The following is a 24,304-nucleotide window of genomic DNA, read 5'->3' on the forward strand; positions in this document are numbered from 1 at the left end:
GGGACCGCTCATGATCCGCCGCCCCCGTCATTTCCCCCATCGTCGCCGCCGACCGTGGTCCAGGCGCGCACCCGGGCCAGGTGATCGTAATCGCCCCGGTCCGCGTCCATCATCGGTTTGACACGGGGGGCGTAGGGGGTGTTCGGATTGGCGAACAGGGCGACCCGGCGGGCCAGACCTGCCGCTGCGTCCTCGATCAGTGTCTCGACATCCTTCAACGCCGCCAGCTTCCCGGCCTCGCGTCCGCCCGACATCTTCCAGTAGGCGAGGCCCGCCACGCCGTCCGCCGCGACCTGGGCGAAGCCGCCGGCCTTCAGCATCATGGCCTCCAGCGGCAATTGCGGTGAAAATCCGCTTTCCACCTGTTTCTGGCTCGGCGTGCGGCCGGTCTTGTAGTCGATAATCTCGATGCCGTTGGCCGGGTCACGGTCGATGCGGTCGGCGATGCCGCGCAGGCGGAACGGCCCGGCGGCGGTCGCAAGCTGGTATTCGCCCTCGGCTTCCCAGGCCAGGGGTCGGCAGCCCCGTGCCCGGCGCTCCGATTCCACCTCGACGAACCAGCAGGCGACGCGCAGGAACCGCGGCCACCAGAAGGCGCGCACGGCAGGGCGGTCGGCATGTTCGGCGAACACCTCCTCGCCCAAGGCGACAAGCCGTGCGCCGGCATCCGCCGGCAGGTCGCGAGGAAAGGCCGCGATGAATTTTTCCAGAGCCTTGTGGATCAGATCGCCCCGGTCACCGGCGCCGGGGTCGGCGTCGATGGGGTCCAGCGGTTTCAGCTTTAGAATATGGCGGGCATAGACCGCATAGGGGTCGCGTACCCATTTCTCGACCTGGGTCACGGACAGACCGGTCGGCCGGAGCTCCACGGGCGGACGCGGCAGAGGGCGCTGGGGCGGGATCACGGCGCCGGGATCGTCCAATGCGCCGACCCAGGCACGCAGGCCGTCCCGGCGCTGCAACACGGTCGCCGCCGGGGTGTCGGCAACCAGGTTCCCCAGGCGCGACAGCCAGCGCGCGGGCACGGTGGGGGCGCCCTCGGTCCGCTCGGCGCGTGTCAGCACGACCTCCTTCGCCATTGCCGCCTGGACGAAATCATGGGCCGTCAGGCCGATCCGCCGCTCCGGCTGCGGCAGGCCGAAATCGGCCAGCATGGGGCGGCTCATCCAGGGGCTGGGTTTCGGTTCGGGCGGCCAGCTGCCCTCGTTCAGCCCGGACAGGATCATCAGGTCCGCATGCTGCAACCGGGCCTCCAGAAGGCCCCAGACGTGCAGGCGCGGATGCGTTCCCCAGGCCGGACGCACGGCCCGCCCCGCCATCAGGGTGTCGAGCAGGGCCGGGTAGTGGCGGCCCGCGACGGCGCCCAGGGACGGCCCGGCATCCAGCATCTCGGCCATGAAGCCGGCCGCCGCCTCGCCGTCTTCGCCGGCCCATAGCCGTGCAGCGCCGTCCTGGTCATCGCTTCGGGCCATGGCTTCGGCAAGGTGCAGATGGGCAGCGGCCAGATCCGCCAGGGACGTTTCCGCCGCGTCCAGAAGGGCGCAGAAGGGGGCGGCGGCGTCCTCCAGCCGGGCCGCGAGATCGAGCAATGGCGCCGCCCTGTCGATATGGGCCAGGGCCGCGCGCAGGCCGGCGATGCCGGGGGCGGGGCGGATGCCGCGCAGGATATTCGCCGTTTCCAACCGGCGGGCGAGGGTGCGGAGGTCCTTGGGCGCATGGCCCAGGGCCGCCAGGGGATGTTTGAGGACAGCCAGCAGTGCGACGGGGGCAAACCTGTCCGCCGCCATGGCCGCGGTCAGGCGCAGGAAGGCGCCGGCCGGGGTTTCCGCCAAGGGAGTACCTGCCGAGGCGTCGACGGCGATGTCCCAGCGCCGCAGCTCGGCCTTGACCCGCCGGGCCAGGTCCAGATCGGGGGTCACCAGGGCGGCGGTCCGGCCGGGTGCTTCCAGGGCTTCCCGCAGCAGCAACGCCACCACGGCGGCCTCTTCCGCCGGGCCGGGGCAGTCGATACGGGTGACGCCTGCAAGGGCTTGGGAATAATCCGTATCGCCGTCGGGCCCCGCCCCCGTGACGGCGGCGGGGCGAAGGGCCTGCGACAACAGACGAAAGCGCGGCCCGCGATCGGATCCGTCGCCCACGGCAGTTTCCGGCGACCAGTCGCGCACGTCCTTCCGCGCGCAGCCGAGAACCCCCAACAGATGCTTGAGCCCGTATTGCGGGTGGTGCGGTTCCAGCGCCGCCCAGGCGTCGTCGGCCATGCCGCGGTCGAGGCCCGGCAGGATCACCGCCCCCCGGGGCAAGCCGGCGATGACGGCGAGCAGATCCGCCGTCGCCGGGACCGAGCCCGTGGACCCGGCGGCGATGACGGGGCCCGGGGGCGGGTCTCGGCGCCAATGGTCGGCCTGGGCGTCCAATGCCCGATTGCGGCGGTCGGCGGCGTCGATGCAGCCGGTGTCCTCGAGAATTTTCGGCCAGGCGGGCAGGACGATTTCCAGGAACTCCAGGGTCACCTGCCAATGATCGGCAAGGTCGCCCTTCTTGGGCACCAGTTCGGCCAGGCGCTCCGCGTCGAGGCGTTCCGTTTCGATCTGATCCATCAGCCGCGCCAGTTCCTGTGCCAGGCGGAGCGCCTGATCGGGCGTGTCCTCGCGGTCATGACGGGCCAGGATCAGACGGGCGAGAAGGGCCTGCCGCCGCATGCCGGACAATGCCGGCGGCAGATCGAGCCCGCCGATCCCTTCGTCCTCACCGCCGAGCGCCAGATCGTCGCCGTCCAGGTCCCCCAGGGGGGTCAGGCGCGGCAGCAGCACCGTGCGCCCGCCGGCTCGGCGCAGGAAGGCTTCGGTCAGGGCGCGTCCGGCGCGACGGGTCGGCAGCAGGATGCGATAGTCGGCGAGGGTTTCAGGTGCCCCACCGGTGTCGGTCAGCAGGCTTTCCGCCAGCACATCGACGAAGGGCCGACCCGGATGGATCGTGAAGACCTTTGGAGTACCGCCGCCCCCCGGGGGGGTCATCGATAGGTCCGCCCGGCGAAGCGTTCGGACATGTAGTCCTCGGCCTCGGCCAGGCCGTCGGGGGTGCCGACGTGGAACCATTCGCCGTCGTGCATGACGCCGTACAGCCGCCCGGCCTCGATCGCCTTGTCGTAAAGAACGTTGAGGGAGAACGCGCCGTCCGGCGTGCCCTCGAACAGGCGCGGATGCAGGATCTGCACGCCCGTGAACAGCCAGGGGGCGACCTCCATCTCGGGGCGGCGGGTCAACTGGCCGTCCGGATCGGCGCAGAAATCACCGGGCCCTTCATAACCGAAAGCCTCGACCGTGGAATGCAGCAGCAGCAGCCCGTCCATCTTGTCGTCATCCCAGCAGGATGCCAAACGCGGCAGGATGGGGTGCGGGCCGTTAAGCAGCAACGCATCCGAATTGGCGACATAAAAGGGCGCGTCGCCGAACAGGTGCAGGACGTTCTTCACCCCGCCACCGGTTTCCAGGCGTTCCGGTTCGCGGATGACCGTGATGCGCGGCGAGGAACGCCCGGCAAGATGGCTTTCCAATTGTTCGGCCAGGTGGAAGACGTTGACCACGGCGTCCGTCACCCCGGATTCTTCCAGGCGGTCGAGCATGTGGTCGATCAGCGCCCGCCCGTCGACGGCGATCAGCGGTTTCGGTTTGTCGTCGGTCAGCGGACGCATGCGGGTGCCCAGCCCCGCGGCCAGGACCATGGCCTTGGCCGGCCCCGGCGCCGCCATCGTGGCGTCCGGGGGCGTGCTCACGCCGCGGCCTCGGGCTGAGAGGGTGCGGGGACGGTGCGGTTGCCCTCGGGAATGGCCGTGTCGATCCAGGCCTTGACCTCGGCCAGGGCCGGATGGGCCAGGGAGCGTTCCAGCATGCGCCAGACATGGGGGATATGGGACAGGTACTGTGACTTGCCGTCGCGGTGGGACAGCCGCGTGAAGATGCCGATGACCTTGGCGTGGCGCTGGGCGCCCAGGATGGCGTAACTCGCCCCCAGGGCGTCATGGTCCATGTCCGGGAAGGCGGCCAGGTAGCGCGCCAGCATATGCGCGGTCAGCACGGGATCGACCTCGCGCCGGGCATCTTCCAGCAGCGACATCAGGTCATAGACCGGCGAGCCCGCGACCGCGTCCTGAAAGTCCAGCAGCCCGCAGCGTTGAATCCCGGTACGGTCCTTCAGCCAGATCAGGTTGTCGACGTGAAAGTCGCGCAGCACCAGGGTCTTGGGCTGGGCCAGGACCTGGCGAAAAGCGGGGCGCCAGGCTTCCTGATAGGCTTCGCGGGCCTCGTCGTCGATCTCGGCACCGGTGACCGCCGGCAGGTACCAGTCGGTCAGCAGGCTGGCTTCCTCCATCAGCTTGCGTTCGTCATAGGGCGGCAAGGCGCGGGGGATGGCGGCCTCGGGTGCCCGGTCGTGGATATGGATCAGCACGTCGACGGCGCAGGCGTAAAGCGCTTCGGCATCGGCGCCGTCGGCCAGCATGCGGGTATAGGTATCGTCGCCCAGGTCTTCCAGCAGCAGCAGGCCGGCGGCCGCGTCCTCGGCATAGACCTCGGGCGCGCTCAGGCCCAGCTTCAGCAAATGACGCGCGACGGAGACGAAGGGGCGCACGTCTTCCTTGGGCGGCGGGGCGTCCATCAGCACGGCGCGGCGGTCGCCGTTGGCAAGGCGGTAATAACCCCGGAACGAGGCGTCGGCGGCAAGCACGCTGCGCGCGGCATTGCCCCAGCCATGGTGGTCCAGGAAACCGGCAATCAGGTCGTCACGTTCAGTCATGGAGCTCCGCTCGTTTCAATCGTTCAGTCCAGTCACCGCCGCCGGAAAGCGTGACCCGCCGCCGGTTTTCGCCGTCGCCCGGCGACAACCGCAGGTCAAGCCGCCCGCCGGGCAGGTATGGCCCCAGGCGTTCCGGCCATTCGATCAGGGAGATGCCCTCGGCGAAGGCATCCTCGATATCCAGCTCGAAGGCTTCCTCGGGATCGTTCAGGCGGTATAGGTCAAAGTGATACAGGGTGGCGTCCGGCCCGTCATAGGGCTGAACCAGGGTGAAGGTCGGGCTCGGCACCTCTTCGTCGGGGCCCAGAAGGGCGCGAACGAAGCCGCGGGCGATCACGGTCTTGCCCATGCCCAGCCCGCCCCAGAGGGCGATCGCGTCGCCGGGCCGGCAGACCGCGGCCAGACGCGCGCCAAGAGACAAGGCCGCATCCTCCCCTTCCAGGGTCAGGACGAAACCGGTCGGTTCCTCGCTTGCATGCGCCATCGCAACCATTGCCGCCCTTTTAACGAAAATACCCTTGCGGGGACAAGGCTTGACCTGACCCGCGCGGCCCGCCATGTAAGGAATCCCGAATAACAGCCCGGAAAAGACCGAAGGAGCAGGCGCAGGTGTCCCAGACGCCGGAACGGACGGATGTGGTGATCATCGGCGCGGGCCCCGTGGGCCTGTTCGCGGTGTTCGAATGCGGCATGCTGGGCCTGAAGTGTCACGTGGTCGACGCCCTGGAAATGCCAGGCGGGCAGTTGAGTGCACTCTACCCGGAAAAACCCATTTACGATATCCCGGGATATCCCCGGATCGGTGCCCAGGACCTGGTCGACCGATTAACCGAACAGGCCGCCCCCTTTGACCCCATCTACCATCTGGGCAGTCCGGTCACCGTCCTGACGCAGGATGACGGCATCTGGCGGGTCGAAACCGCCCGGGGCACGGCGATCACCGCCCCCACGGTCATCGTCTGCGCCGGGGTCGGCGCCTTCGGGCCCAACCGCCCGCCCCTGGACGGCATCGAGGCCTATGAGGATCAGGGCCCCGGCCTGGGCGTGAAATACATGGTCGGGCGGATTGAGGATTTCCGCGGCCGCCGCGTGGTCATCGCCGGCGGCGGCGACAGCGCCGTCGATTGGGCGCTCAGCCTAGCGGAGGTCGCCGACAGCCTGGCTGTTGTCCATCGCCGGCCGAAATTCCGCGCCGCCCCCGACAACGTGCGCCGGTTGGAAGACCTGGCGGCGGCGGGTAAGGTCGATCTGGTCATTCCCTTTCAGCTGGGTGATCTTGAAGGGGGCGACGGGCGGCTCGACGCCGTCATCGCCCGCGATCTCGACGGCAACGCGCGGCGGCTTCCCGCCGACGTGCTGCTGCCGTTCTTCGGCATGCTGCAGCAACTGGGGCCGATCGCCGACTGGCAATTGGATCTCCAGGACAACCACATCGCCGTCGATCCGGCGACCATGGCGACGGATCGCCCGGGCCTGTTCGCGGCCGGCGATATCGTCACCTACCCCGGCAAGCTGAAACTGATCCTGACCGGTTTCGCCGAAGCCGCCGCCGCCGCCCACGGCGCCCATGCGGTGGCGCGGCCGGGCGAGATTCTGCATTTCGAATATTCCACGACCAAGGGCGTGCCCGGTCCGGGGAAGGATTAGGCCACGGCGGCCGAACCCGGAGGGATAACAATTGCGCTTGGGAAGATGGTTGAAAGGCGGCCTTGGGGCTGTGGTCTTGCTGGCGGCTGCGATTGTGAGCGGCGCCGCCGCATCGGAAGACCCACCACCCGCCGCCGTTCCCTGCCTGCGCTGTCACGGGCCCGCGCATCTTGCCGAGAAACCCCGCGTGCCGTCGATCCTGGGCCAGGATGCCAAATACCTGATTCATCAGATCGCTGCGTTCCAGCGTGAATTCGTGCCGCGGGGCAGCGGCTTCACCCGCCTGGAGCGTAAGCACCCGGTGATGAACGCCCAAGCGCCAAAGGTCGATCACAAGGATATTGGAATCGTCGCCGGCTATTTTTCACGCCAGGCCTGTGTCAACGCCCGCGACCTGGACGGCGGCCCGTCAGTCCCCCCGCCCAAACCCTTGTTGGCGACCCGGTGTTTTCTGTGTCACGGCGCGGCGGGGCAGAGCCGCCACATGTTCATTCCGACCCTCGCCGGACAACGGCAAGGCTATCTGCGCTCACAGCTGCTGTCGTTCCGCGATACCCATTGGATCGATCTGACCCGGCCGGGCCAGTCACGCGTGCACAGCATGATGACCCGCCAGGGCAGTTATCTGACCGATGCGCAGATCGACGATCTGGCCGCCTATTTCGCGGCCCAGCCGTGCCGGTAATTCGGTGATGCCCGAGGGGCGTCAGTTCATGGGATGGCGGTAGATCAGGCGGCCGTCGTCATCGACCGTGAAATAGTCCGGCAGATCCGGATGGTCGATCAGTTCGTCCGAATCCTCAAGTTCCAGGTTCTGCTCCGACACGTAGGCCACATAGGGCGACTTGTCGTGGTTTTCCGCAAGCAGGTGATAGAACGGCTGGTCCTTGCGCGGGCGCACGTCGGCGGGGATGCTGTCGTACCATTCCTCTGAATTGTTGAATTCGGGATCGATATCGAACACCACGCCGCGGAATCCATAGACGCGGTGGCGGACGAATTCGCCGAGCGGGAATTTCGCGAATGATCTACTCATGACCTTGTGGTCCTTTTATTGCCTTCTTCCGAGGGCGGCTGTTCGCAGGCGCACCCTCAATATAGTGCGTCGGTGTGCGGAGTCAAAGTCAGCCGAAAGTCAGGGGTCAAGGATCAGCAGTCAGGGCCCCGTTCGCCCGCGTTTCCGCATAGGCGATCAGCACGCCGCCGTCGGGCAGGGGCGTGTTGACGAATTCCAGCACACGGCCGTCGGCACATTCGATGGCGTCGCGGGTGACCTCGCGCCGGGTCATGGCGGACAGGATCTGTGCTTTCTTGGTGTCCCAGTCGCCGCCGGTGGCGGCCAAGGGGCGGGTCGCCTCGACGAAGTCGCTGACATGGGTGCCGGCGCTCAACCCGTCGTCGCCCAGATTCCATAGCCGGGAAAAGGCCGGGTTCCAAAATTTCAGGCGCCCATCCGATCCGAACACGGCGATGGCCTCGCTGAGATTCTCCAGGCTGGCGCGGTAGACGGCGTCGCGCGCGTTGTTGGCGCTTTCCAGATCCAATTGGTCGGTCACGTCGTCGTAACCGAAGGCGAGCCCGCCCGACGGCATGGGGTAGGCGACGGCGCGCAGCGTCCGCCCGTCGGGCAGATGCATGAGATCGCCCATGGGGTCGCCGGCCTCGTCGAACAGGGCCAGCTGCTCCATCTTGTAAGCGCGGAAGTCGGGGACCTCGGGCAGGCGGCGCTCGGCGCGAAGATGTTCGAGGATTTCCGGAAAATCGCGGCCTTCGTCCAGCCATGCGGCATCAAGCCGCCACATGTCGCGGTAGGCCTCGTTGAAGAACACCAGCTTGGCCGAGCGGTCGAAGATGGCGATGCCGGTGCCGAGGCCCTTGAGCACGGCCTCCGCCATTTGCGCCCAGGGCGGCAGGGCGGCCGGCTCGGCCGCCGGGGGCGGGGCCGGGTTGTCGCCCGATCCGTGGGGGAAGGCATATCCGATCAGGCCGCTGACGGCGGTGTCCGGTGCGTCCTCTCCGTCGCCGCCGCTGCCGTCGGTGGCGAGCGGGCATTCCGTGACGTCGAAGGACCGGGTCTCGCCGGCGTTTTCCAGGTCCTGGACGCGGGTTACCGCGCGGGCCTCGTCGCGGGCCGTTTCCGCCTGGCCGTCGTCGGGGCCGGCAACGCGCTGGTTGAGCGCGGCCTGGTTGGTGAACACGACGCGCAGGTCGCCGTCGCGCAGCCAGATCGGGAACGGCAGGGCATCCAGCAGGCCGCGCAGGTGCAGGTCGCGGGCTTCCGGCAGGTCGCCCTCGCCGGTCAGGTCGATCAGCAGTTTCGCGGCGGCGGAAATGTCGCGCATCCACACCATGTCGGCCAGCGCCTTGCCGTCCTTGGCGCTGGCGCGGGCGCCCACGGCCTGGACCATGCGCCGGCCGCCCGAATCGGCGGTGGTCAGCACGATTTCGAACCGACGGCCCTCTTCGTGCAGGAAAGTGACCGATGCCTTCAGCCGTTTTGCCGAATCGCCGTCGAAGCAGGCGATGACGTCCTCGAACTTGGCGTTGGTGCCGTCGGCCAGCGACAACAGCGATGCCAGCTTGCGCGAACAGGTGATGCCGCCCGATCCGCGGTCCCACAGAAACAGGCCGTCGGGCGATCCGGCCAGGATTTCCCGGGCCTTGACGGCCACGGCCTCGATCCGTCGGCGCTCGTGTTCAGCCTCGCCCGCGCGCCGCCGGAACATCCAGGCGACGATCAATAGCAGGCCCGCGCCGAGCAGCAGGCCGGCGCTGAATGCACTGATAGGGGTGATATTGCTTAGCACGCAGGGATGTTAATCATTGAACTGCCTGATAACAAAGCAAAAGGCGGCGCTTGCGCGCCGCCTCTTAACCTTTTTCGGCCGATGGGCCGGATTAGTAACGGTAGGCGTCCGTCTTGAACGGGCCTTTGACGTCCACACCGATGTATTCGGCCTGGTCCTTGCGCAAGGTCGACAACTGCGCCCCCAGCTTTTCCAGGTGCAGCATGGCGACTTTTTCGTCCAGATGCTTGGGCAGCACATAGACTTCGTTCTTGTACTTGTCGCCGCGGGTCCACAGCTCGATCTGGGCCAGGGTCTGGTTGGTGAAGCTGGCGGACATCACGAAGCTGGGGTGGCCGGTGGCGCAGCCCAGGTTGACCAGGCGGCCTTCGGCGAGAAGGATGATGCGCTTGTCGTCCGGGAAGGTGATTTCATCGACCTGCGGCTTGATGTTGTTCCACTTGAAGTTCTTCAACTTGGCGACTTCGATTTCGTTGTCGAAGTGGCCGATGTTGCAGACGATGGCCCGGTCCTTCATGGCGCGCATGTGGTCGACGGTGATGACGTCGATGTTGCCCGTGGTGGTGACGAAGATGTCGCCGCGGGGGGCGGCGGCTTCCATGGTCACGACTTCATAGCCTTCCATGCAGGCCTGCAGGGCGCAGATCGGATCGACTTCGGTGACCAGCACGCGGCAACCGGCGCTGCTCAGGGATTCGGCGGACCCCTTGCCGACATCGCCGTAACCGGCGACCACGGCGACCTTGCCGGCCATCATCACGTCGGTGGCGCGACGGATGCTGTCGACCAGGCTTTCGCGGCAGCCGTACTTGTTGTCGAACTTCGACTTGGTGACCGAATCGTTCACGTTGATGGCCGGGAACATCAGGGTTCCCTTCTTCTGCATGTCGTACAGACGATGCACGCCGGTCGTGGTTTCTTCGGTAACACCCTTGATGGCCTCGCCCTGGCGGGCGTACCAGCCGGAATCCTCGGCCAGTTTCTTCTTGATCGAGGCGAACATGTATTCGGCTTCTTCCGAACCCGGATTGTCCAGAACCGACGGGTTTTTCGCCGCCTCGATGCCCAGATGGATCAGCAGCGTCGCGTCGCCGCCATCATCCAGGATCATGTTGGCGGTGCCTTCCGGGAAGTCGAAGATGCGGTGGCAGTAGTCCCAGTATTCCTCCAGGTTCTCCCCCTTATGGGCGAACACCGGCGTGCCGCCGTCGGCGATCGCGGCGGCGGCGTGATCCTGGGTCGAAAAGATGTTGCAGGAGGCCCAGCGCACGTCGGCGCCCAGGTCCTTCAGGGTTTCGATCAGCACGGCGGTCTGAATCGTCATATGCAGGGAGCCTGCGATGCGGGCACCCTTCAACGGCTGCTGGGCGCGGTATTCATCGCGCGTCGACATCAGGCCCGGCATCTCCGTTTCCGCCATGCTGATTTCCTTGCGGCCCCAATCCGCAAGCGACATGTCGGCAACCTTGTAATCGTCGAAGGGCATATAGAACTCCTGTTTGTTCAATCTGTTCGGCGCAAACCTCGGGCGTTTTTGTCCGGGGCGCGTGATTGTGAAATAATTTCGCCGGGCAGGGTTACGCCCAGGTCTTGCGTGATGCGGGGATGTAGCAGTCTCAGGGCCAATCTTCAAGGGGCGGCCCGGGGAAGGCCCGGGGCCGGGCCCGCGCGCAATGCGGAGAAAATCTCGACCCTGGGCCTAGAATTTCGCGATTTTCCAAGCCCTTGGCCAAAGGCATACTGCGCGCTGCTCAACAACTGACGACCTGAAAGGGACCTTTCCACATGACCGATCCGGACATTCTCAAGCGCGAAATCAAGATTCTGGTGTTCGACCAGTACGGCACCGTCGTCGACATGCAGAAGGGCCTGACGGAAATCGCCACGCCGTTCCTGAAAGAAAAGGGCTGGGACGGCAATCCCCACAGCTTCGTCACCTGGTGGCGGCGCACCCATTTCGAAAATTCCATGATCGACGCGCTGTGCGACCGCGGCCATACCCCCTACCGGCAGATCGGCCATCGCGCCGTCTCCGTGGTCATGGACCGGGCCGGGATCAAATACACCCAGGGTGAGGTCGAATGGCTGGTCTCCGAGATCGAAAAGCTGAAACCCTTCCCCGACGTGATCGAGGCCCTGGGCCGCCTGCGGGATGCCGGATACGAGCTTGCCATCCTGTCCAACGGCGACCCGGACATGCTGGCCAACGCCGGCCCGCATATCGGCTTCGACTTCGACCATGTCATCTCCGTCGCCGAAGCGGGCTACTTCAAGCCCCATTGGGCGACCTACGCCACGGCCTGCGAGATCACGGGCTACGACCGCACGTCCTGCCTGTTCGTCGCCAACCACGAATTCGACGTGGTCGGGGCGAAAAGCTTCGGCATGCGCACGGCCTTCATCGACCGGCGCAAACGCCCCTTCGGCGCCTGGCCGGATCAGCCCGACCTGATCATTGAAAACTTCAAGGAGATGGCCGATACACTCTGTTAGGTCGCAAATCCCGAGCGGCCCCGTAAGGGGCCGCGACGGTGCATTTGCGCGGAAAAAAGTTTCCAGGAACTTTCGCGCCCGCTAAGACGGGACCATGACGACCTCTTCCCGCCATTTCCTTCTCTGCCCCGGCTTCATGACCGACCAGGCTCTCTGGTCGCGCATGGCGCCCGGGTTGGCGGAATTGGGGACCTGCACCTTCGCAGACCTCAGCCGCACCGACGATCTGGAGGCGGCGGCCCGCGACCTTCTGGCCGCGGCCCCTGACCGCTTCATCCTGATTGGTTTTTCCCTGGGCGGCTTCGTCGCGCGGGAGATCGTGCGCCTCGCCCCCGACCGGGTATCGGGCCTGGTGCTGATGAATTCCTCGTCCCGCCCGCCGCGCCCTGAAATCGCCAAGCGCAACGCCTTCCTGATCGGCCATACGAAGGAACGCGGGTTTCGCGGCCTGTCGTCGGACGCCGTGAAGAAGGCGTTCCATCCGGAACTGCGGGAAAACGACGCCCTGATTCAGGAGGTCAAGGACATGGCGCTGCGCATGGGCGGCGAGGCGTTCATCAGGCAGCTTTCCATCCAGCGCCCGGACCGACGCGCAGACCTGGCCGCAATCACCTGCCCGACCCTGGTCATCTGGGCGCGTCAGGACGAACTGCGTTCGATGAACGAATCGAAGGAGATGGCCGACGCCATCCCGAACGCGCGGTTCGAGATCATCGAGGACTGCGGCCACATGACGCCGATGGAAGCGCCTGACGAGGTACTCGATCTCATATCTGAATGGGTTCTTGGAGCGGCGATATAGCGAAATAGTCTCAGGAACTAGTTGTGACCGGCTTAGGGCAATTTTTCTGACAATCGACAAATCTCGATGGCAAGTTGAGTGCTCAAGGTGCGTTCTTCACCCGTCGAGGAAGAAGATTTTTTCAAAAAGGCCATAACGCATCGGGCATCATTGTTGAGATTTTTCGGAGATATAAAATGAGAACCTTTTCCGCTTATTTGTATTTTCCGTTGCATTAGTTCAAGGCGACTTAGCGCATATTCAATATGACCCTGCCGATAGGCGGCGAGCGTCTCGTCCAACTTACGATAAAATCTCTCATTCAGGGCGTGGTGGGTTTTCACCCCGTCATAATAGGTGCCGACTGCCAGAACAAAAATTGCTGCGGCGAAGGTATAGCCGACAGCTTTTGTCCAGGGCGGGCGTACGTGTGTGGTCAGAACCGCATATTTCTCTGTGAAATTTGTTTCTTCGTCATCAATGAATACGGCAACGCCACCTAACTCTTCTGCCTTTGTTGAAATCAAATTTTGCAGGGTGCTGGCGGAAATTGGCCAAAAACCGGAGACATTAAACTGAACGACTCCGTTGTTTCGCGGCGCCTTGCTGACGGTGCTGCCGATCGCAATCAAAAGTCGGTGGCCGTCGGTCTTTATGGCTTTGATTTCGTCCCATAAAATTTTTTTTGGTTTGATTAGCGTAACGCCGAAACTTATTCCTTCGCGGTCGATCAGTAATGCTGGACGCCAAAGGCCCGGTAGAAAGAACGCACATATCGTGAGAATAAACAGCGCAAGCGCGCCTTGGATCGATGCTTCCGCATAAGACGAGAAGCTGAAGTAAACATTCCTGAGTTCAAATCCAGTCGGGATGTGAAGCAAAAGCAACGCCGCGAGATAGGCAGGAAAGGCGATAAGGAGAAATCTCAAAACAATGTGACGGTATTTGATTCTCACGGCGCCCACGCCACTCGCGACAGGCATGCTGGTCACGCCAGCCCGTTGAAATCGTCCAGCAGTGTCGCGATGCGGCCCGGGTCGACCTGGCCCATGATGGCGTCGGCGCGGCGCGTGGCGGCGGCGATGTCCATCTCGCGGATGCGCTGTTTCACCAGCGGAATGTTGGCCGGCACCATGGACAGCTCGCGCAGGCCCAGGCCCAACAGCAGGGGGGCGTAGCGCGGATCGCCCGCGATTTCGCCGCAGAGTGAGATCGGGATGCGCGCGCGCAGCGCCGCACTGGTCGCGAACTGGATCAGGCGCAGCACCGCCGGGTGGAGCGAGTCGAACAGATGCGCCACGTGCTCGTTGGTGCGGTCCGTGGCCAGCGTGTACATGGTCAGGTCGTTGGAGCCGATGGCGAAGAAGTCCGACACCTGGGCGAGGGCATCGGCGGCCAGCGCCGCCGCCGGCACCTCGATCATCACCCCCAGGGGCGGCAGGGGGTTGGGCACCTTCTGCTTGCGGCGCTTGAGCTTCTGCGCGGCCCGATTGAGGGCATCCCGCGTCTGGCGCACTTCCGATACGGTGGACACCATGGGCAACAGAATCCGCACGGGACCGTGGCAGGCGGCGCGCAGGATCGCGGTCAATTGCGCGTCCATGGTTTTGGTGTGCTTCAGGGACAGGCGGATCCCGCGCAGGCCCAGCGCCGATGCCGCCGCCTCACCAAGGTCGCCCAACAATCCCTGAGCCGGTTTCTCCCCACCCACATCGAGGGTGCGGATGGTCACCGGTTTGCCGTCCATGGCGTCGACGATTTCCTTGAGGGCGACGTATTGCTCTTCCTCGGTCGGCGTGTCGTCGCGGCTCATATAAAGGAATTCCGTGCGCAGCAGGCCGATCCCGGCGGCCCCGTTGCGCTTGACCATTTCAAGCTCGATGGGCAGTTCCAGGTTGGCGGACAGCGCCACGGTCACGTTGTCGCGGGTGACGGCGGGCACGGTGCGCATATGGCCCAGGCGTTCGGCGACTTTCCGGGCGTCGACCTTAAGCTGTTCGTAGACGCCCAGTGTGCGTGCCGTCGGATTGACGATGATCGTGCCGCGGGTGCCGTCGATGATGACCTTGGCGCCCGTGCTTACCGCATCGGCCAAGTCTGGCACGCCGAGCACGAGAGGTATGCCCAGCGCCCTCGCCATGATCGCGGCGTGCCCCTCGGCCCCGCCGAGCGCCGTCGCGGCACCCGCGATGCGGGCCGGGTCCAGCTGCGCCGTGTCGGCGGGCGACAACTGGTCGGCGATGATGATCGCCCCCGACGCAGCTTGGCTGAACGGCTTCAACGGTTCGCGCATGAGATTGCGGATGATGCGGTTGCCGACGTCGCGAACGTCTTCGACCCGGGCCGCGATATAGGCGTTGTCCATGGCCTGGAAGGCGTGAATGATGCCGGTCAGGGTCTTCTGCACCGCCGCCTCGGCGTTCAGGCCCTTGCCCTGGATCAGGTCGTGGGCGCCGCGCACTAGGCGCGAATCCTCCAGCATCTGCAGATAGGCGTCGAACAGGAAATGCATTTCCTGGGTGACGGTGTCCTTCTGGGCCTGGGCCTTGAGGCGCTTGATCTGGCGGCGGGCCAGGATCACGGCGGCGGTCAGGCGCTTGGCCTCGGCCGGCCGGCCCTTCTTGGCGACGTGGCGTTCGGGAACTTCGAGCGTGCCGGCTTCGCGCACATGGGCGGGGCCGACGGCAATGCCGGGCGAGACGCCCATTCCCTCGAAACGTTTTTCCATGTTCCCCCTCATGTCACGGGCGTCACTTGCCCGGCGCCGGGGTGTCCGACAGTTCCTCGTCGAAGCCGTCCTCGACCAGCGCGGCCAGGGCTTCCAGCGCGGCCCCGCAGCCGTCGCCGTCGCAGGCGATTTCGATCTCCGTACCTGGGGCGGCGGCCAGCATCATCAATCCCATGATCGATCGCCCGCCCACGGTCTGGCCGTCCTTGGAGACCAGAACCTCGGCCTTGAACTCACCCGCCAGCTTGGCGAACTTGGCGGCCGCACGGGCGTGCAGGCCGCGCATGTTGACGATGGTGACGGTACGCGACGGCATATAAATCCCCAGCGCCTGGCGCTAGCGCGCTTCCTGGGTCAGCAGGTGCGAGGCGATGTTGATGTATTTGCGGCCCGCTTCCTGGGCCGCCTCGACGGCCTTGGCCAGGGGTTCGGTTTTGCGCACGCTGGCCAGCTTGACCAGCATCGGCAGGTTGATTCCGGCGATCACCTCGACATTGGCGCGATCCAGGATGGAAATCGCCAGGTTCGACGGCGTGCCGCCGAACATGTCGGTCAGCACCACCACGCCTTCGCCCGAATCGACCTGTTCGACCCGCTCCATGATTTCGGCGCGGCGTTCTTCCATGTCGTCCTCGGGCCCGATGCACACGGCGGCCACGTCGGGTTGCGGCCCGACCACGTGTTCCAGGGCGGAAATCATTTCCGTCGCCAGATTGCCGTGGGTTACGACGACCAATCCGATCATGACAGGCATTCCATCATTCGAGTGTGTCCCTCAAGAAGTAGCGGCTCCCCGGCCCGGCGGCTTATTTGGTCCGCTTCGGTATCTTTCCGGAAAGGGATATTGGTACGAATTTCATCGTTTGTCCAAGTCGCGATGGCGCACCCGCGCCTTTTCTCCCTGGCTGTCCAGCCAAGCGCCCAGGCGCTCGGCAACATAGACGGAGCGATGACGCCCGCCGGTGCAGCCGATGGCGATGGTCAGATAACTTTTTCCCTCGGCCGCATAGCGCGGCAGCAGCGGCCCCAACAGGGCCGTCAGGTGGCTGAAAAATTCGTCGAACCCGGGATCCCCCGCGACATGCAGGCCGACTTTTTCGTCCAGGCCGGTCAGGGGCCGCAGGTCCAGGTCGTAATGGGGGTTCTTCAGGAACCGCACGTCAAACACCAGGTCGGCGTCGCGCGGCACGCCGTTTTTGTAGGAAAAGGAGACCACGAACACAGGCAGGCCCGGGTCGCTCTGAACGGCGAAATGGTCTTCCATGGCCGCCTTCTGGGCGCCCAGCGACATGTCGGAGGTATCCATCACCACGTCGGCCTGTTCGCGCACGGGGGCCAGAAGGGTGCGTTCCTGGCGGATGCCGTCGGCCACGGGCCGGTCGATGGCCAGCGGATGACGGCGTCGGGTTTCGGCATAGCGGCGGGTCAGCACCTGATCGTCGCAGTCCATGAACAGGACCTTCACGTCGACATCGGCGCGCGCGCGCAGTTCCGCGACCTGTTCCAAGAATGCCTCGGCACCGAACTCGCGGGTGCGGATGTCGACGCCGGCGGCGATGGGATGGGGAAACGCCCCGGGGGCGACCAGCCGGCCCATCAATGACAGCGGCAGGTTGTCGACGGCCTCGAACCCCATGTCCTCAAGCGCCTTGAGGGCCGATGACTTGCCGGCCCCCGATACCCCGGTGACCAGCACCAGCGGCAGTTTCCCGGTCGGCGGCGCCTGTTCGTTGCCGGGCGTCATGAGTGTTCTCCGATGCGGCCCGCGATGATATCGGTGTCACCGTCCACCGCTTCCCAGGGCAGACGGCGCAGCGCCAGTCGGATCTTGGCGGGGGCCGAGGCTTCGAACGGGGCCAGCCGGATGAAGGAAATGTCCAGGTCCAGGATCGGGGTCGTCACGACTTCGGGCAGGCGCTCGACCAAAGGCGGAGCGACCAAGTCGCAGACCAGGGCGATGGGGGCTTCGTCCAGGGCCTTCATGGGCATGATGCCGACGCCGCGTACTTCCAACAGGCCCTTGAGAGGCCCAGGGGCCCGCGCCCAGACGCGCCCGGTGCGCAGGCTGAGGTCGACCCGATCGTCGGCGACCAGGCGGGGGCCGTCGGCACCGCCCCCGTCGATCAGGCGCAGCGCCAGATCCGACTTGCCCGCCCCTGACGGGCCGCGCAGCAGGACGCCCGCGCCGCCGATGGCGACGCAGGTGGCATGGACTTGTTCATGAACCATCCGCATAAGCGGGGAGGTTGGAATGGCTTGCCGGTCCTGTCCAGCCAATTCTTGAGACTTAAAAAGACCCATCGGCGCTATCGGTACATTTTCTTGTCCCGGTTTTTTGCAAACCGCCCGCGCGTGGGGAAAATTCACAAGGCCCCCCGTGGACGGGGCCGTTTCGCTGCGCCATGCTGCGCGCAAGCGGGGGCATCGCAGAACCTCACGGGAGGACAGATCACAGGGATTTCGAATTGAAGGGCAAGACCGCCTTCGTCACCGGCGGCTCGCGCGGCATCGGCCGCGCCATCGCGCTGACCCTGGCCGAACAGGGGGCCAATATCGCGCTGTGCGGACGCACGGCGGACAGCCTGGAGGCGACGGCGGCGGACATCCGCGAACTTGGGGTCGAAGCCTGGCCGTTCCAGGCCGACGTGTCGAAGCTGGAGGATGTGGAAAAATTCGCCGACCAGGCCCTGGCCGCCGCCGGCGGGATCGACATCCTGGTGAATAACGCCGTGACTTCGACCGCGGCCCCCTTTGATGAGCAGACGGACGAACTGTTCCGCTACCACATCGACGTCAAGCTGATGGCCTATATCCGCCTGGCGCGGATTCTGTTGCCGCGCATGGAGGCAAAGGGCTGGGGCCGCATCGTCAACATCGGCGGCATGACGGCGCGCATCGTCGCCCCCCTGCGGGTGACCAACGGCGTGGTCAACGCCGGTGTGGCCAACTTTACCAAGCAATTGGCGACCCGCGCGGCCAAGGGCGGGGTGACCATCAACTGCGTGCATCCCGGCTTCACGGCGACGGAACGGGTCATGCAGATTTTCCAGCGCGAAGCCAATGACGCGGGCATCAGCCTGAAAGACGCCATGGCCAAGCGGGAGCAGGAAATTCCCATGGGCCGGCTGGTCGCGCCCGAGGACATGGCCAATGCGGTCTTGTTCTTCTGCTCGCCCATGGCGGGGATGGTTACCGGCCAATGCATCGCGGTCGACGGCGGCTCCGGCGAATCGGTTAATTACTGATCCGCCGTCTGGGGGTATAAGGGCGGCCATGACCGCGAAATGCCCCGTCTGTTCCGGCCCCGGCGCCGTGATCCGCCACCTCGGCGCGGACGAGATCGCGCGCGGGCTCGACGCCGTGTTCGGGGCCGCCCCGCCCGCGGGGGCCGTGCCCGGCGACTACGACATCGTACGCTGCGCCGACTGCGCCCTGGTTTATGCGGACCCCATGTTGGCAGGGGGGGCGGCGTTCTACGACTGGCTGACCGGGTTCGCCAAGTACCACGCCCAAGGGCGCTGGGAATGGGCGCGGATCAAGGATGTGCTGGCGGCGGAGGCGCGGCCGCTGCGCCTGCTGGAGCTGGGCGCCGGGCAGGGCGATTTCCTGGAAACGCTGAAAGACCTGCCCCAGGTCACGGCCCAGGGCATCGACCTGTCGGAAAGTTCGGTCAAGAAGGCGCAGGCGCGCGGGCTCGACGTGCGCCGCGACACCCTGGAACAGGTCATCACCAAGGCCGCGGGGTCTTATGACGCCGTGGTGCTCAGCCATGTTTTGGAGCATGTCGCGACGCCGGGGGCCCTCATGGGGGCCGTGAAAAACCTATTGGCGCCGAAGGGCCGCATCCTGTTTTCCGTGCCCTATTCACCGATGAGCCGCGAATACCTGCATGACGACGTCATGAACCTGCCGCCCCATCACATGACGCGATGGAACATCCAGGCTCTCGGCGGCCTGGCGCGGGTGTTGGGGCTGGATCTGGAAACCTGGATGCCCAAGGCCAAGGCGCCCTGGAAACGGGCGCTCAAGCATACCTGCGATAAGGTACGGGGCGAAGGCCGGGTCCGCGGCCTCGCCCGCCTGCCGGTGGTGCTCGCCAACTGGGGCGAATTCCGCCGCATCCTGGCCGATCACCGAAACCGCGAACGGGTCGGTGGGCAGATGGCGGCGGACACCATCCTGGTCAGCCTGAAGAAGGCCTAGGCGGCCGGCAGGCAGACCGTAAACCGGGCGCCCAGAACCTTGCCGTCCGCGCCGATGCGGTTGGACGCGCGGATGGTGCCGTCGTGGGCGTCGACGATCTGCTGCGAGATCGACAGGCCCAGGCCCGAATGGGTGCCGAATTTTTCCCCCTGCGGGCGTTCCGTGTAGAAGCGCTGAAAGATCGCCTCTTCCTTGCCGGGGGGGATGCCGGGGCCTTCGTCGTCGATGGTGACGACCGCGGCCTTGCGGTCGCGCGATGCGGTGATGCGGATGGCGCCGCCCGGTGGGCTGAAGGTCACGGCATTGGCGATCAGGTTGCGGAACACCTGGACCAGGCGGCCTTCCATGCCCTGCACCGACAGTTTCTCGCCGTCCATGACTTCCAGCACCAGTTTCGGCCCCCCGTCCGCCGCCGTCGTCGCATGGACATCGGCCAGGGTCGACAGCATGCCGGCCAGATCGACCGGCTCGCGGTGTGAACGTGACAGTTCGGCATCCAGGCGGGATGCGTCGGAAATGTCGGAGATCAGCCGGTCCAGGCGGCCGACGTCGTCCTGGATGATCGACATCAGCTTGCGTTGCTGGTCGATGTCCTTGATCCGGGCCGCGGTCTCGACCGCGCTGCGCAGGCTGGTCAGCGGGTTCTTGATCTCATGCGCCACGTCGGCGGCGAACCGCTCGATCGCATCCATGCGGGTCCAGAGCGCCGCCGTCATGCCGCGGAGCGCATGGGACAGATCGCCGATTTCGTCGTTGCGGGTGGTGAAATCGGGGATTTCCTCTTCGCGGCTGTGGTCGCGTCGCACGCGGTCGGCGGCGGCAGCCAGACGCTTCACGGGGCGCGCGATGGTGCGCGCCAGATAGATCGACAGGAACGTGGTGATGGCGATGGCGACGCCGAAGATCTTCAGGATATCCAGACGCACGTCCAGCAGCGCGTTGTCGATGGTGGCCGACGGCTTGGTCAGCATCAGCGCCCCCAGGATGCGCTTGTAGCGCTGCACGGGCACGGCGACCGACAGCATCATGCTGTCCTGGGAATAGGCCCGCACGATCCGGCTGTCGTCGCCCATCAGGGCGGACATGACCTCGGGATAATCGGCCGCCGAAGGTTCCGGGATTTCCCGGTAATGGCTGAGCGGCAGGGTCCCCGGCAGCCAACGGGTGAGGCGGTCGTAGATGTCGAACACGGCGTCGGCCGTGCCGCCCTCGCCGGTGCCCGGCGGCGGCAGTTGTTCGACCTCCACCGCCTGACGGGTCTTGCCGAAATAGCGCGAGTCGGCGGCCAGTTCGCCGGCCCGGTTGAACAGGCGGGCGCGGGTGCCCGTGGCCTCGACCAACCGGCGCAGCATCTGGTTGCGGATGTTGGTGGCGACCTGCTGTTCCGATGATTGGTCCAGATGCATGGCGCCTTCGGCCAGGGCCACGGCGAACAACTGCGCCTGGGTGCGCAAGGCCGACAGCTCGGCGCGGATCAGGCTTTGCCGGTAGTCGCCCAGGTACAGCACCCCGGCTACCAGGATCGACAGGGCGAGCATGTTGATGGCCAGGATATGAACGGAAATCGGCGAGATCAGGCGCCGCTTGCGCTGCCGCTCGCCGCTGCGCGGGGCGTCTTCCGCCGGCCCGGCGGACGCACTGCCGCCGCCCGCCGGGGACTCCGGCGCGGTCGGGCCGTCCTCAGGATGGGTTCCGTCCTTGGCCATGGGCCCCCTTAAGCCCCGGAACAGGGCGGCAAACGCGGCGATCGGTGCTGCGTGCAAGCTATTCCGCCTTATAGCGGTAGCCGATGCCGTACAGCGTTTCGATCTCCGAAAATTCATTGTCCACGGCACGGAATTTGCGGCGCAGCCGCTTGATGTGACTGTCGATCGTTCGGTCGTCGACATAGATATTCTCGCCATAGGCGGCGTCAATCAACTGGTCGCGGTTTTTGACATGGCCGGGGCGGCGGGCCAGGGCCTCGACGATCAGGAATTCGGTGACCGTCAGGTTCACCTCCTTGCCCTTCCAGGTGCAAAGGTGGCGGGACGGGTCGAGCACCAATTCACCCCGGCGCACCACGTCCTTGGAATCGGGCTCTTTGCCTTCCAGTTCCCGGCGGCGCAGCACGGCGCGGATGCGCTCGATCAACAGGCGCTGGGAAAACGGCTTCTTGATATAGTCGTCCCCCCCCATGCGCAGGCCGACGACTTCGTCGACCTCGTCGTCCTTGGAGGTCAGGAAGATCACCGGCAGGTTGTCGCGCTCGCGGATACGGGACAACAGCTCCATCCCGTCCATGCGCGGCATCTTGATGTCGAGCACGGCCAGGTCCACGGGCGCCCGGCCCAGGCCTTCCAGGGCTTCGGCCCCGTCGGAATAGGTGGTGACGTTGTAGCCTTCGGCCTCCAACGCCATGGACACGGAAGTCAGGATGTTTTGATCGTCGTCGACCAGGGCGATGGAACTGGGCATGGAAATCTCCTTGCGGGTCGCCGGCGGGGGATCGGATGGCCCGCCGGGCGGCGAATGACGATATGCCGGATTTGCCATAAGGCCCCTCCGGCGGAAGGCCACTCTCGTCCGCCTTTATGGCAGAATTTTAACGCGAATGGGGCGTGTTTGACCAATCCCAAGGGGGAAATAAGGCAAAACCGGCGACCGGGTGGCGGCATTCCGTTGACCATCGCCCTCCCCGTTCCTTATAGTCCGGCCAGGTGGTTCCCCGATCAAGGGCATGAGGCCCCGGGGCTAAGAGGGAACACGAAACGGAGCAGACCCAATCCGGGGGCCCCCGAAACGTGGCTGCCCCCGCAACTGTGAGTGGCGAGTACCGTTCACCGTCGCGCCACTGGACGCCTGATTCTTCCGCAAGGAAGGTGGGGTGCCCGGGAAGGCCGGACGGTACGACGACCCACAAGCCAGGAGACCTGCCACCTGTCACCGCGTTACCCGAAGGACGGGGGTCCTGCAGGGGCGGTATGCCGCAGCGGTGAAACCTTAACGCGACGTTTTTGAAATCGGAGGTTTCACGCAATGACTGTACACACTGAAAATACCCAACAGGCCGTTCACACCACGGTTGCCGAGCGCGCCGCGCCGGCGGTTCTTGCTCTCATGTTCGGGGCGTTCCTGGTGTTCGGCACGGGCTTCGCCCATCCGGAAGCCATCCACAACGCTGCCCACGATACGCGCCACGCTTTTTCCTTCCCCTGCCACTAAGGGGGCCATCATGACAGGACGTATTTTTGCGGTCGCGCTGCTGGCCGGGCTGGCGGCTGGGCTGGCCGTATCGGTGCTGCAGCACTTCACGACCACGCCGATCATTCTTCATGCCGAGACATTCGAAGGCAAACCTGCGGCGTCCCTGGGCGGTCACGCCCAATTGGATTTGACGGCGCGCGGGCTGACCGGCGGGCGGCTCTACCTTGCCCATGGGGCGGCCGATCATGGCTCGAACGCGGAAGCCCAAATCTGGTCGCCAGAAGACGGGCTGGAGCGGACGCTGTTCACCACCCTGACAAACGTGCTGACGGCGATCGGCTTCGCCCTGGTGCTGACGGCGGTGATGTTCATGCGCGGCCGGCCCGTCGACGGCCGGCAGGGTGTGATCTGGGGCATGGCCGGGTTCGCGGTCGTGTCCCTGGCGCCGGCCCTGGGCCTGCCGCCCGAGGTGCCGGGCGCCATGGCCGCCGAACTGACCGGCCGGCAGGGCTGGTGGATACTCTGCGCCGCCCTGACGGCGGGCGGGCTTGGTCTGATGTTTCTCGGTGCTCAACGCTGGATGCCCTGGGCCGGGGCGGCGATGCTTGCCCTGCCCCATATCCTGGGGGCGCCCCAGGCCGACGCCATGGGCGGGCCCGTGCCGCCGGAACTGGCGGCCCATTTCGTTGCCGCCTCCCTGGTCACGGCGGCGGCCTTCTGGGCTTTTCTCGGCTTTGCCACGGGCACCCTGGCCAAACGCTTTCAGCTGACTTGAGCAGCGTCCTGCCTTCGGGCAGTCTTGAATGCCGGGCGGCGGGACGGTTCCGCCGCCCGCCGTTCAAGGAGGTTCCGCCGCGATGGTCCGCCCGCCTTCCGTTCCCCGAGATGCCCTGATTGCCGAGATTCGTCGCCTGCTGATGGGCGGGCGCGCCGGTGTCCTGTCCACGACCTTTCGGGGGCGCGCGCATTGGCCCTACGGTTCGCTCGTCACCTATGCGCCGGATACGGACGGCTCCCCCATTTTTCTGTTTTCCGGCCTGTCCGATCACACGGGCAATCTTGCGAAAGACCCAAAGGCGTCGCTGCTGATCGAACGCGCCCTGCGCCACAAGAACCCGCAGCAGGGGCCGCGCATCTCGGTTCTCGGCACGGTCGTCCCGACCACGGCGAAGCGCCATCGCGCCCGCTTTCTGGCCCGCCATCCGGGGGCTGTGCGCTATGCCGATTTTGGCGACTTCGGATTTTACCGCATGGACATCGACCGGGTGCATCTGGTCGGCGGGTTCGCCCGCGCGCAATGGCTGAAGGCGGCCGACATCGCGCCGCCCCCGGCCGCCGTGCGCGCCGTCGCCAAAGCGGAAGCAGGCGTCATCGATCATATGAATGCCGACCATGGCTCGGCCCTCGACCTTTACGCCAACAAGCTGTTGCGCAGAAAAGGCCAGGGCTGGCGCGCCGTCGCCTGCGATCCCTGGGGCCTGGACCTGATGCGGAACGACGCCCCGGCGCGCCTTGAATTCGATGCCCTGGCGGCCGATGCGGGCGGCCTACGGCAGGCTTTGGTCGATCTCGCGGCAAAGGCGCGGGCCAAGTCCTGAAACCCGGTATTTTCGGCGGCAAAAATGTGAAAGGAATGTTGCCCCCTCTTGTCGGGAAGGCTAGGTTTTG

24 protein-coding genes and 1 riboswitch are annotated in these 24,304 nt (G+C 65.7%); of the genes, 9 read left to right on the plus strand and 15 right to left on the minus strand.

Annotated features, from left to right (window positions below; all coding sequences use genetic code 11):
* Nucleotides 1-8: 8 nt before the first annotated feature.
* The 4 genes from addB to tsaE are packed head-to-tail and all read right to left on the minus strand — an operon-like array spanning nucleotide 9 to nucleotide 5,275.
* Nucleotides 9-3,014, minus strand: coding sequence for a double-strand break repair protein AddB (gene addB, locus KFF05_00640; GenBank protein ID UTW51944.1), 3,006 nt, complete (start codon nucleotides 3,012-3,014; stop codon nucleotides 9-11).
* A complete protein-coding gene (locus tag KFF05_00645) occupies nucleotides 3,011-3,748 on the minus strand; it encodes a nucleotidyltransferase family protein (GenBank protein UTW53515.1) in 738 nt (245 codons plus the stop codon). The genes addB and KFF05_00645 overlap by 4 nt, the downstream gene beginning before the upstream one ends.
* A gap of 20 nt (nucleotides 3,749-3,768) precedes the next feature.
* Nucleotides 3,769-4,791 (minus strand): phosphotransferase, encoded by a 1,023-nt coding sequence (locus KFF05_00650; GenBank protein ID UTW51945.1) that lies wholly within the window; start codon nucleotides 4,789-4,791, stop codon nucleotides 3,769-3,771.
* Nucleotides 4,784-5,275, minus strand: coding sequence for a tRNA (adenosine(37)-N6)-threonylcarbamoyltransferase complex ATPase subunit type 1 TsaE (tsaE, locus tag KFF05_00655; protein ID UTW51946.1), 492 nt, complete (start codon nucleotides 5,273-5,275; stop codon nucleotides 4,784-4,786). Before tsaE ends, KFF05_00650 begins: the two co-directional genes overlap by 8 nt.
* A 125-nt stretch (nucleotides 5,276-5,400) precedes the next feature.
* Here tsaE and KFF05_00660 point away from each other — a divergent pair, with 125 nt between their 5' ends.
* Together KFF05_00660 and KFF05_00665 are read left to right on the plus strand one after the other, a co-directional pair.
* Nucleotides 5,401-6,438: an NAD(P)/FAD-dependent oxidoreductase gene (locus tag KFF05_00660; protein UTW51947.1), complete on the plus strand. Its 1,038-nt coding sequence runs from the start codon at nucleotides 5,401-5,403 to the stop codon at nucleotides 6,436-6,438.
* Nucleotides 6,439-6,532: 94 nt separating this feature from the next.
* A complete protein-coding gene (locus tag KFF05_00665) occupies nucleotides 6,533-7,123 on the plus strand; it encodes a c-type cytochrome (protein ID UTW51948.1) in 591 nt (196 codons plus the stop codon).
* Between the two features lie 21 nt (nucleotides 7,124-7,144).
* On the opposite strand, the gene hspQ is transcribed toward KFF05_00665, so the two are convergent.
* The 3 genes from hspQ to KFF05_00680 form a co-directional block, all read right to left on the minus strand.
* Nucleotides 7,145-7,474, minus strand: a complete 330-nt coding sequence (hspQ, locus tag KFF05_00670; protein ID UTW51949.1) for a heat shock protein HspQ — start codon at nucleotides 7,472-7,474, stop codon at nucleotides 7,145-7,147.
* 106 nt (nucleotides 7,475-7,580) lie between these two features.
* The gene (locus KFF05_00675; GenBank protein ID UTW51950.1) at nucleotides 7,581-9,245 is read right to left on the minus strand and encodes a PAS-domain containing protein; all 1,665 of its coding nucleotides are present in this window, start codon (nucleotides 9,243-9,245) and stop codon (nucleotides 7,581-7,583) included.
* Nucleotides 9,246-9,336: 91 nt separating this feature from the next.
* Nucleotides 9,337-10,731, minus strand: coding sequence for an adenosylhomocysteinase (locus KFF05_00680; protein UTW51951.1), 1,395 nt, complete (start codon nucleotides 10,729-10,731; stop codon nucleotides 9,337-9,339).
* 299 nt (nucleotides 10,732-11,030) lie between these two features.
* Here KFF05_00680 and KFF05_00685 point away from each other — a divergent pair, with 299 nt between their 5' ends.
* Entirely contained in the window at nucleotides 11,031-11,738 is a 708-nt protein-coding gene (locus KFF05_00685) for a haloacid dehalogenase type II (GenBank protein UTW51952.1), read from the plus strand.
* Between the two features lie 94 nt (nucleotides 11,739-11,832).
* The gene (locus tag KFF05_00690; GenBank protein UTW51953.1) at nucleotides 11,833-12,540 is read left to right on the plus strand and encodes an alpha/beta hydrolase; all 708 of its coding nucleotides are present in this window, start codon (nucleotides 11,833-11,835) and stop codon (nucleotides 12,538-12,540) included.
* Between the two features lie 32 nt (nucleotides 12,541-12,572).
* Here KFF05_00690 and KFF05_00695 read toward each other — a convergent pair whose 3' ends face one another.
* The 6 genes from KFF05_00695 to KFF05_00720 all read right to left on the minus strand — a co-directional run bounded on the left by KFF05_00695 (nucleotide 12,573) and on the right by KFF05_00720 (nucleotide 17,476).
* Nucleotides 12,573-13,502, minus strand: a complete 930-nt coding sequence (locus tag KFF05_00695; protein UTW51954.1) for a hypothetical protein — start codon at nucleotides 13,500-13,502, stop codon at nucleotides 12,573-12,575.
* 5 nt (nucleotides 13,503-13,507) lie between these two features.
* Nucleotides 13,508-15,259: a phosphoenolpyruvate--protein phosphotransferase gene (gene ptsP / locus KFF05_00700; GenBank protein ID UTW51955.1), complete on the minus strand. Its 1,752-nt coding sequence runs from the start codon at nucleotides 15,257-15,259 to the stop codon at nucleotides 13,508-13,510.
* Nucleotides 15,260-15,269: 10 nt separating this feature from the next.
* Entirely contained in the window at nucleotides 15,270-15,563 is a 294-nt protein-coding gene (locus KFF05_00705; GenBank protein ID UTW51956.1) for an HPr family phosphocarrier protein, read from the minus strand.
* Nucleotides 15,564-15,584: 21 nt separating this feature from the next.
* Entirely contained in the window at nucleotides 15,585-15,992 is a 408-nt protein-coding gene (locus KFF05_00710) for a PTS sugar transporter subunit IIA (GenBank protein ID UTW51957.1), read from the minus strand.
* A gap of 111 nt (nucleotides 15,993-16,103) precedes the next feature.
* On the minus strand, nucleotides 16,104-16,991 hold the full coding sequence (gene rapZ / locus KFF05_00715) for an RNase adapter RapZ (GenBank protein ID UTW51958.1): 888 nt from the start codon (nucleotides 16,989-16,991) through the stop codon (nucleotides 16,104-16,106).
* Nucleotides 16,988-17,476: an HPr kinase/phosphatase C-terminal domain-containing protein gene (locus KFF05_00720; protein ID UTW51959.1), complete on the minus strand. Its 489-nt coding sequence runs from the start codon at nucleotides 17,474-17,476 to the stop codon at nucleotides 16,988-16,990. The genes rapZ and KFF05_00720 overlap by 4 nt, the downstream gene beginning before the upstream one ends.
* Nucleotides 17,477-17,712: 236 nt before the next feature.
* On the opposite strand from KFF05_00720, the gene KFF05_00725 reads away from it, so the two are divergent.
* Both KFF05_00725 and KFF05_00730 read left to right on the plus strand, forming a co-directional pair.
* Nucleotides 17,713-18,492: an SDR family oxidoreductase gene (locus KFF05_00725; GenBank protein ID UTW51960.1), complete on the plus strand. Its 780-nt coding sequence runs from the start codon at nucleotides 17,713-17,715 to the stop codon at nucleotides 18,490-18,492.
* Nucleotides 18,493-18,520: 28 nt separating this feature from the next.
* Nucleotides 18,521-19,450 carry a class I SAM-dependent methyltransferase gene (locus tag KFF05_00730; protein UTW51961.1) on the plus strand — a complete coding sequence of 310 codons (930 nt, stop codon included), beginning with the start codon at nucleotides 18,521-18,523 and terminating at the stop codon, nucleotides 19,448-19,450.
* Here the strand turns inward: KFF05_00730 and KFF05_00735 are convergent.
* Together KFF05_00735 and KFF05_00740 are read right to left on the minus strand one after the other, a co-directional pair.
* Entirely contained in the window at nucleotides 19,447-21,156 is a 1,710-nt protein-coding gene (locus KFF05_00735) for a stimulus-sensing domain-containing protein (GenBank protein UTW51962.1), read from the minus strand. The genes KFF05_00730 and KFF05_00735 overlap by 4 nt on opposite strands.
* A gap of 58 nt (nucleotides 21,157-21,214) precedes the next feature.
* On the minus strand, nucleotides 21,215-21,907 hold the full coding sequence (locus tag KFF05_00740; GenBank protein UTW51963.1) for a response regulator transcription factor: 693 nt from the start codon (nucleotides 21,905-21,907) through the stop codon (nucleotides 21,215-21,217).
* A 226-nt stretch (nucleotides 21,908-22,133) separates the two neighbouring features.
* A riboswitch (cobalamin riboswitch) is annotated at nucleotides 22,134-22,385 on the plus strand.
* 83 nt (nucleotides 22,386-22,468) lie between these two features.
* Here KFF05_00740 and KFF05_00745 point away from each other — a divergent pair.
* The 3 genes from KFF05_00745 (at nucleotide 22,469) to KFF05_00755 (ending at nucleotide 24,234) form a co-directional block, all read left to right on the plus strand.
* Entirely contained in the window at nucleotides 22,469-22,654 is a 186-nt protein-coding gene (locus tag KFF05_00745) for a CbtB-domain containing protein (GenBank protein UTW51964.1), read from the plus strand.
* A gap of 10 nt (nucleotides 22,655-22,664) precedes the next feature.
* A complete protein-coding gene (locus KFF05_00750; GenBank protein ID UTW51965.1) occupies nucleotides 22,665-23,411 on the plus strand; it encodes a CbtA family protein in 747 nt (248 codons plus the stop codon).
* An 82-nt stretch (nucleotides 23,412-23,493) separates the two neighbouring features.
* Nucleotides 23,494-24,234 carry a pyridoxamine 5'-phosphate oxidase family protein gene (locus tag KFF05_00755; GenBank protein ID UTW51966.1) on the plus strand — a complete coding sequence of 247 codons (741 nt, stop codon included), beginning with the start codon at nucleotides 23,494-23,496 and terminating at the stop codon, nucleotides 24,232-24,234.
* The last annotated feature ends 70 nt before the right edge of the window (nucleotides 24,235-24,304 follow it).

The sequence above is a fragment of the bacterium SCSIO 12827 genome (assembly GCA_024397995.1).
Taxonomy (GTDB): domain Bacteria; phylum Pseudomonadota; class Alphaproteobacteria; order Rhodospirillales; family Casp-alpha2; genus UBA1479.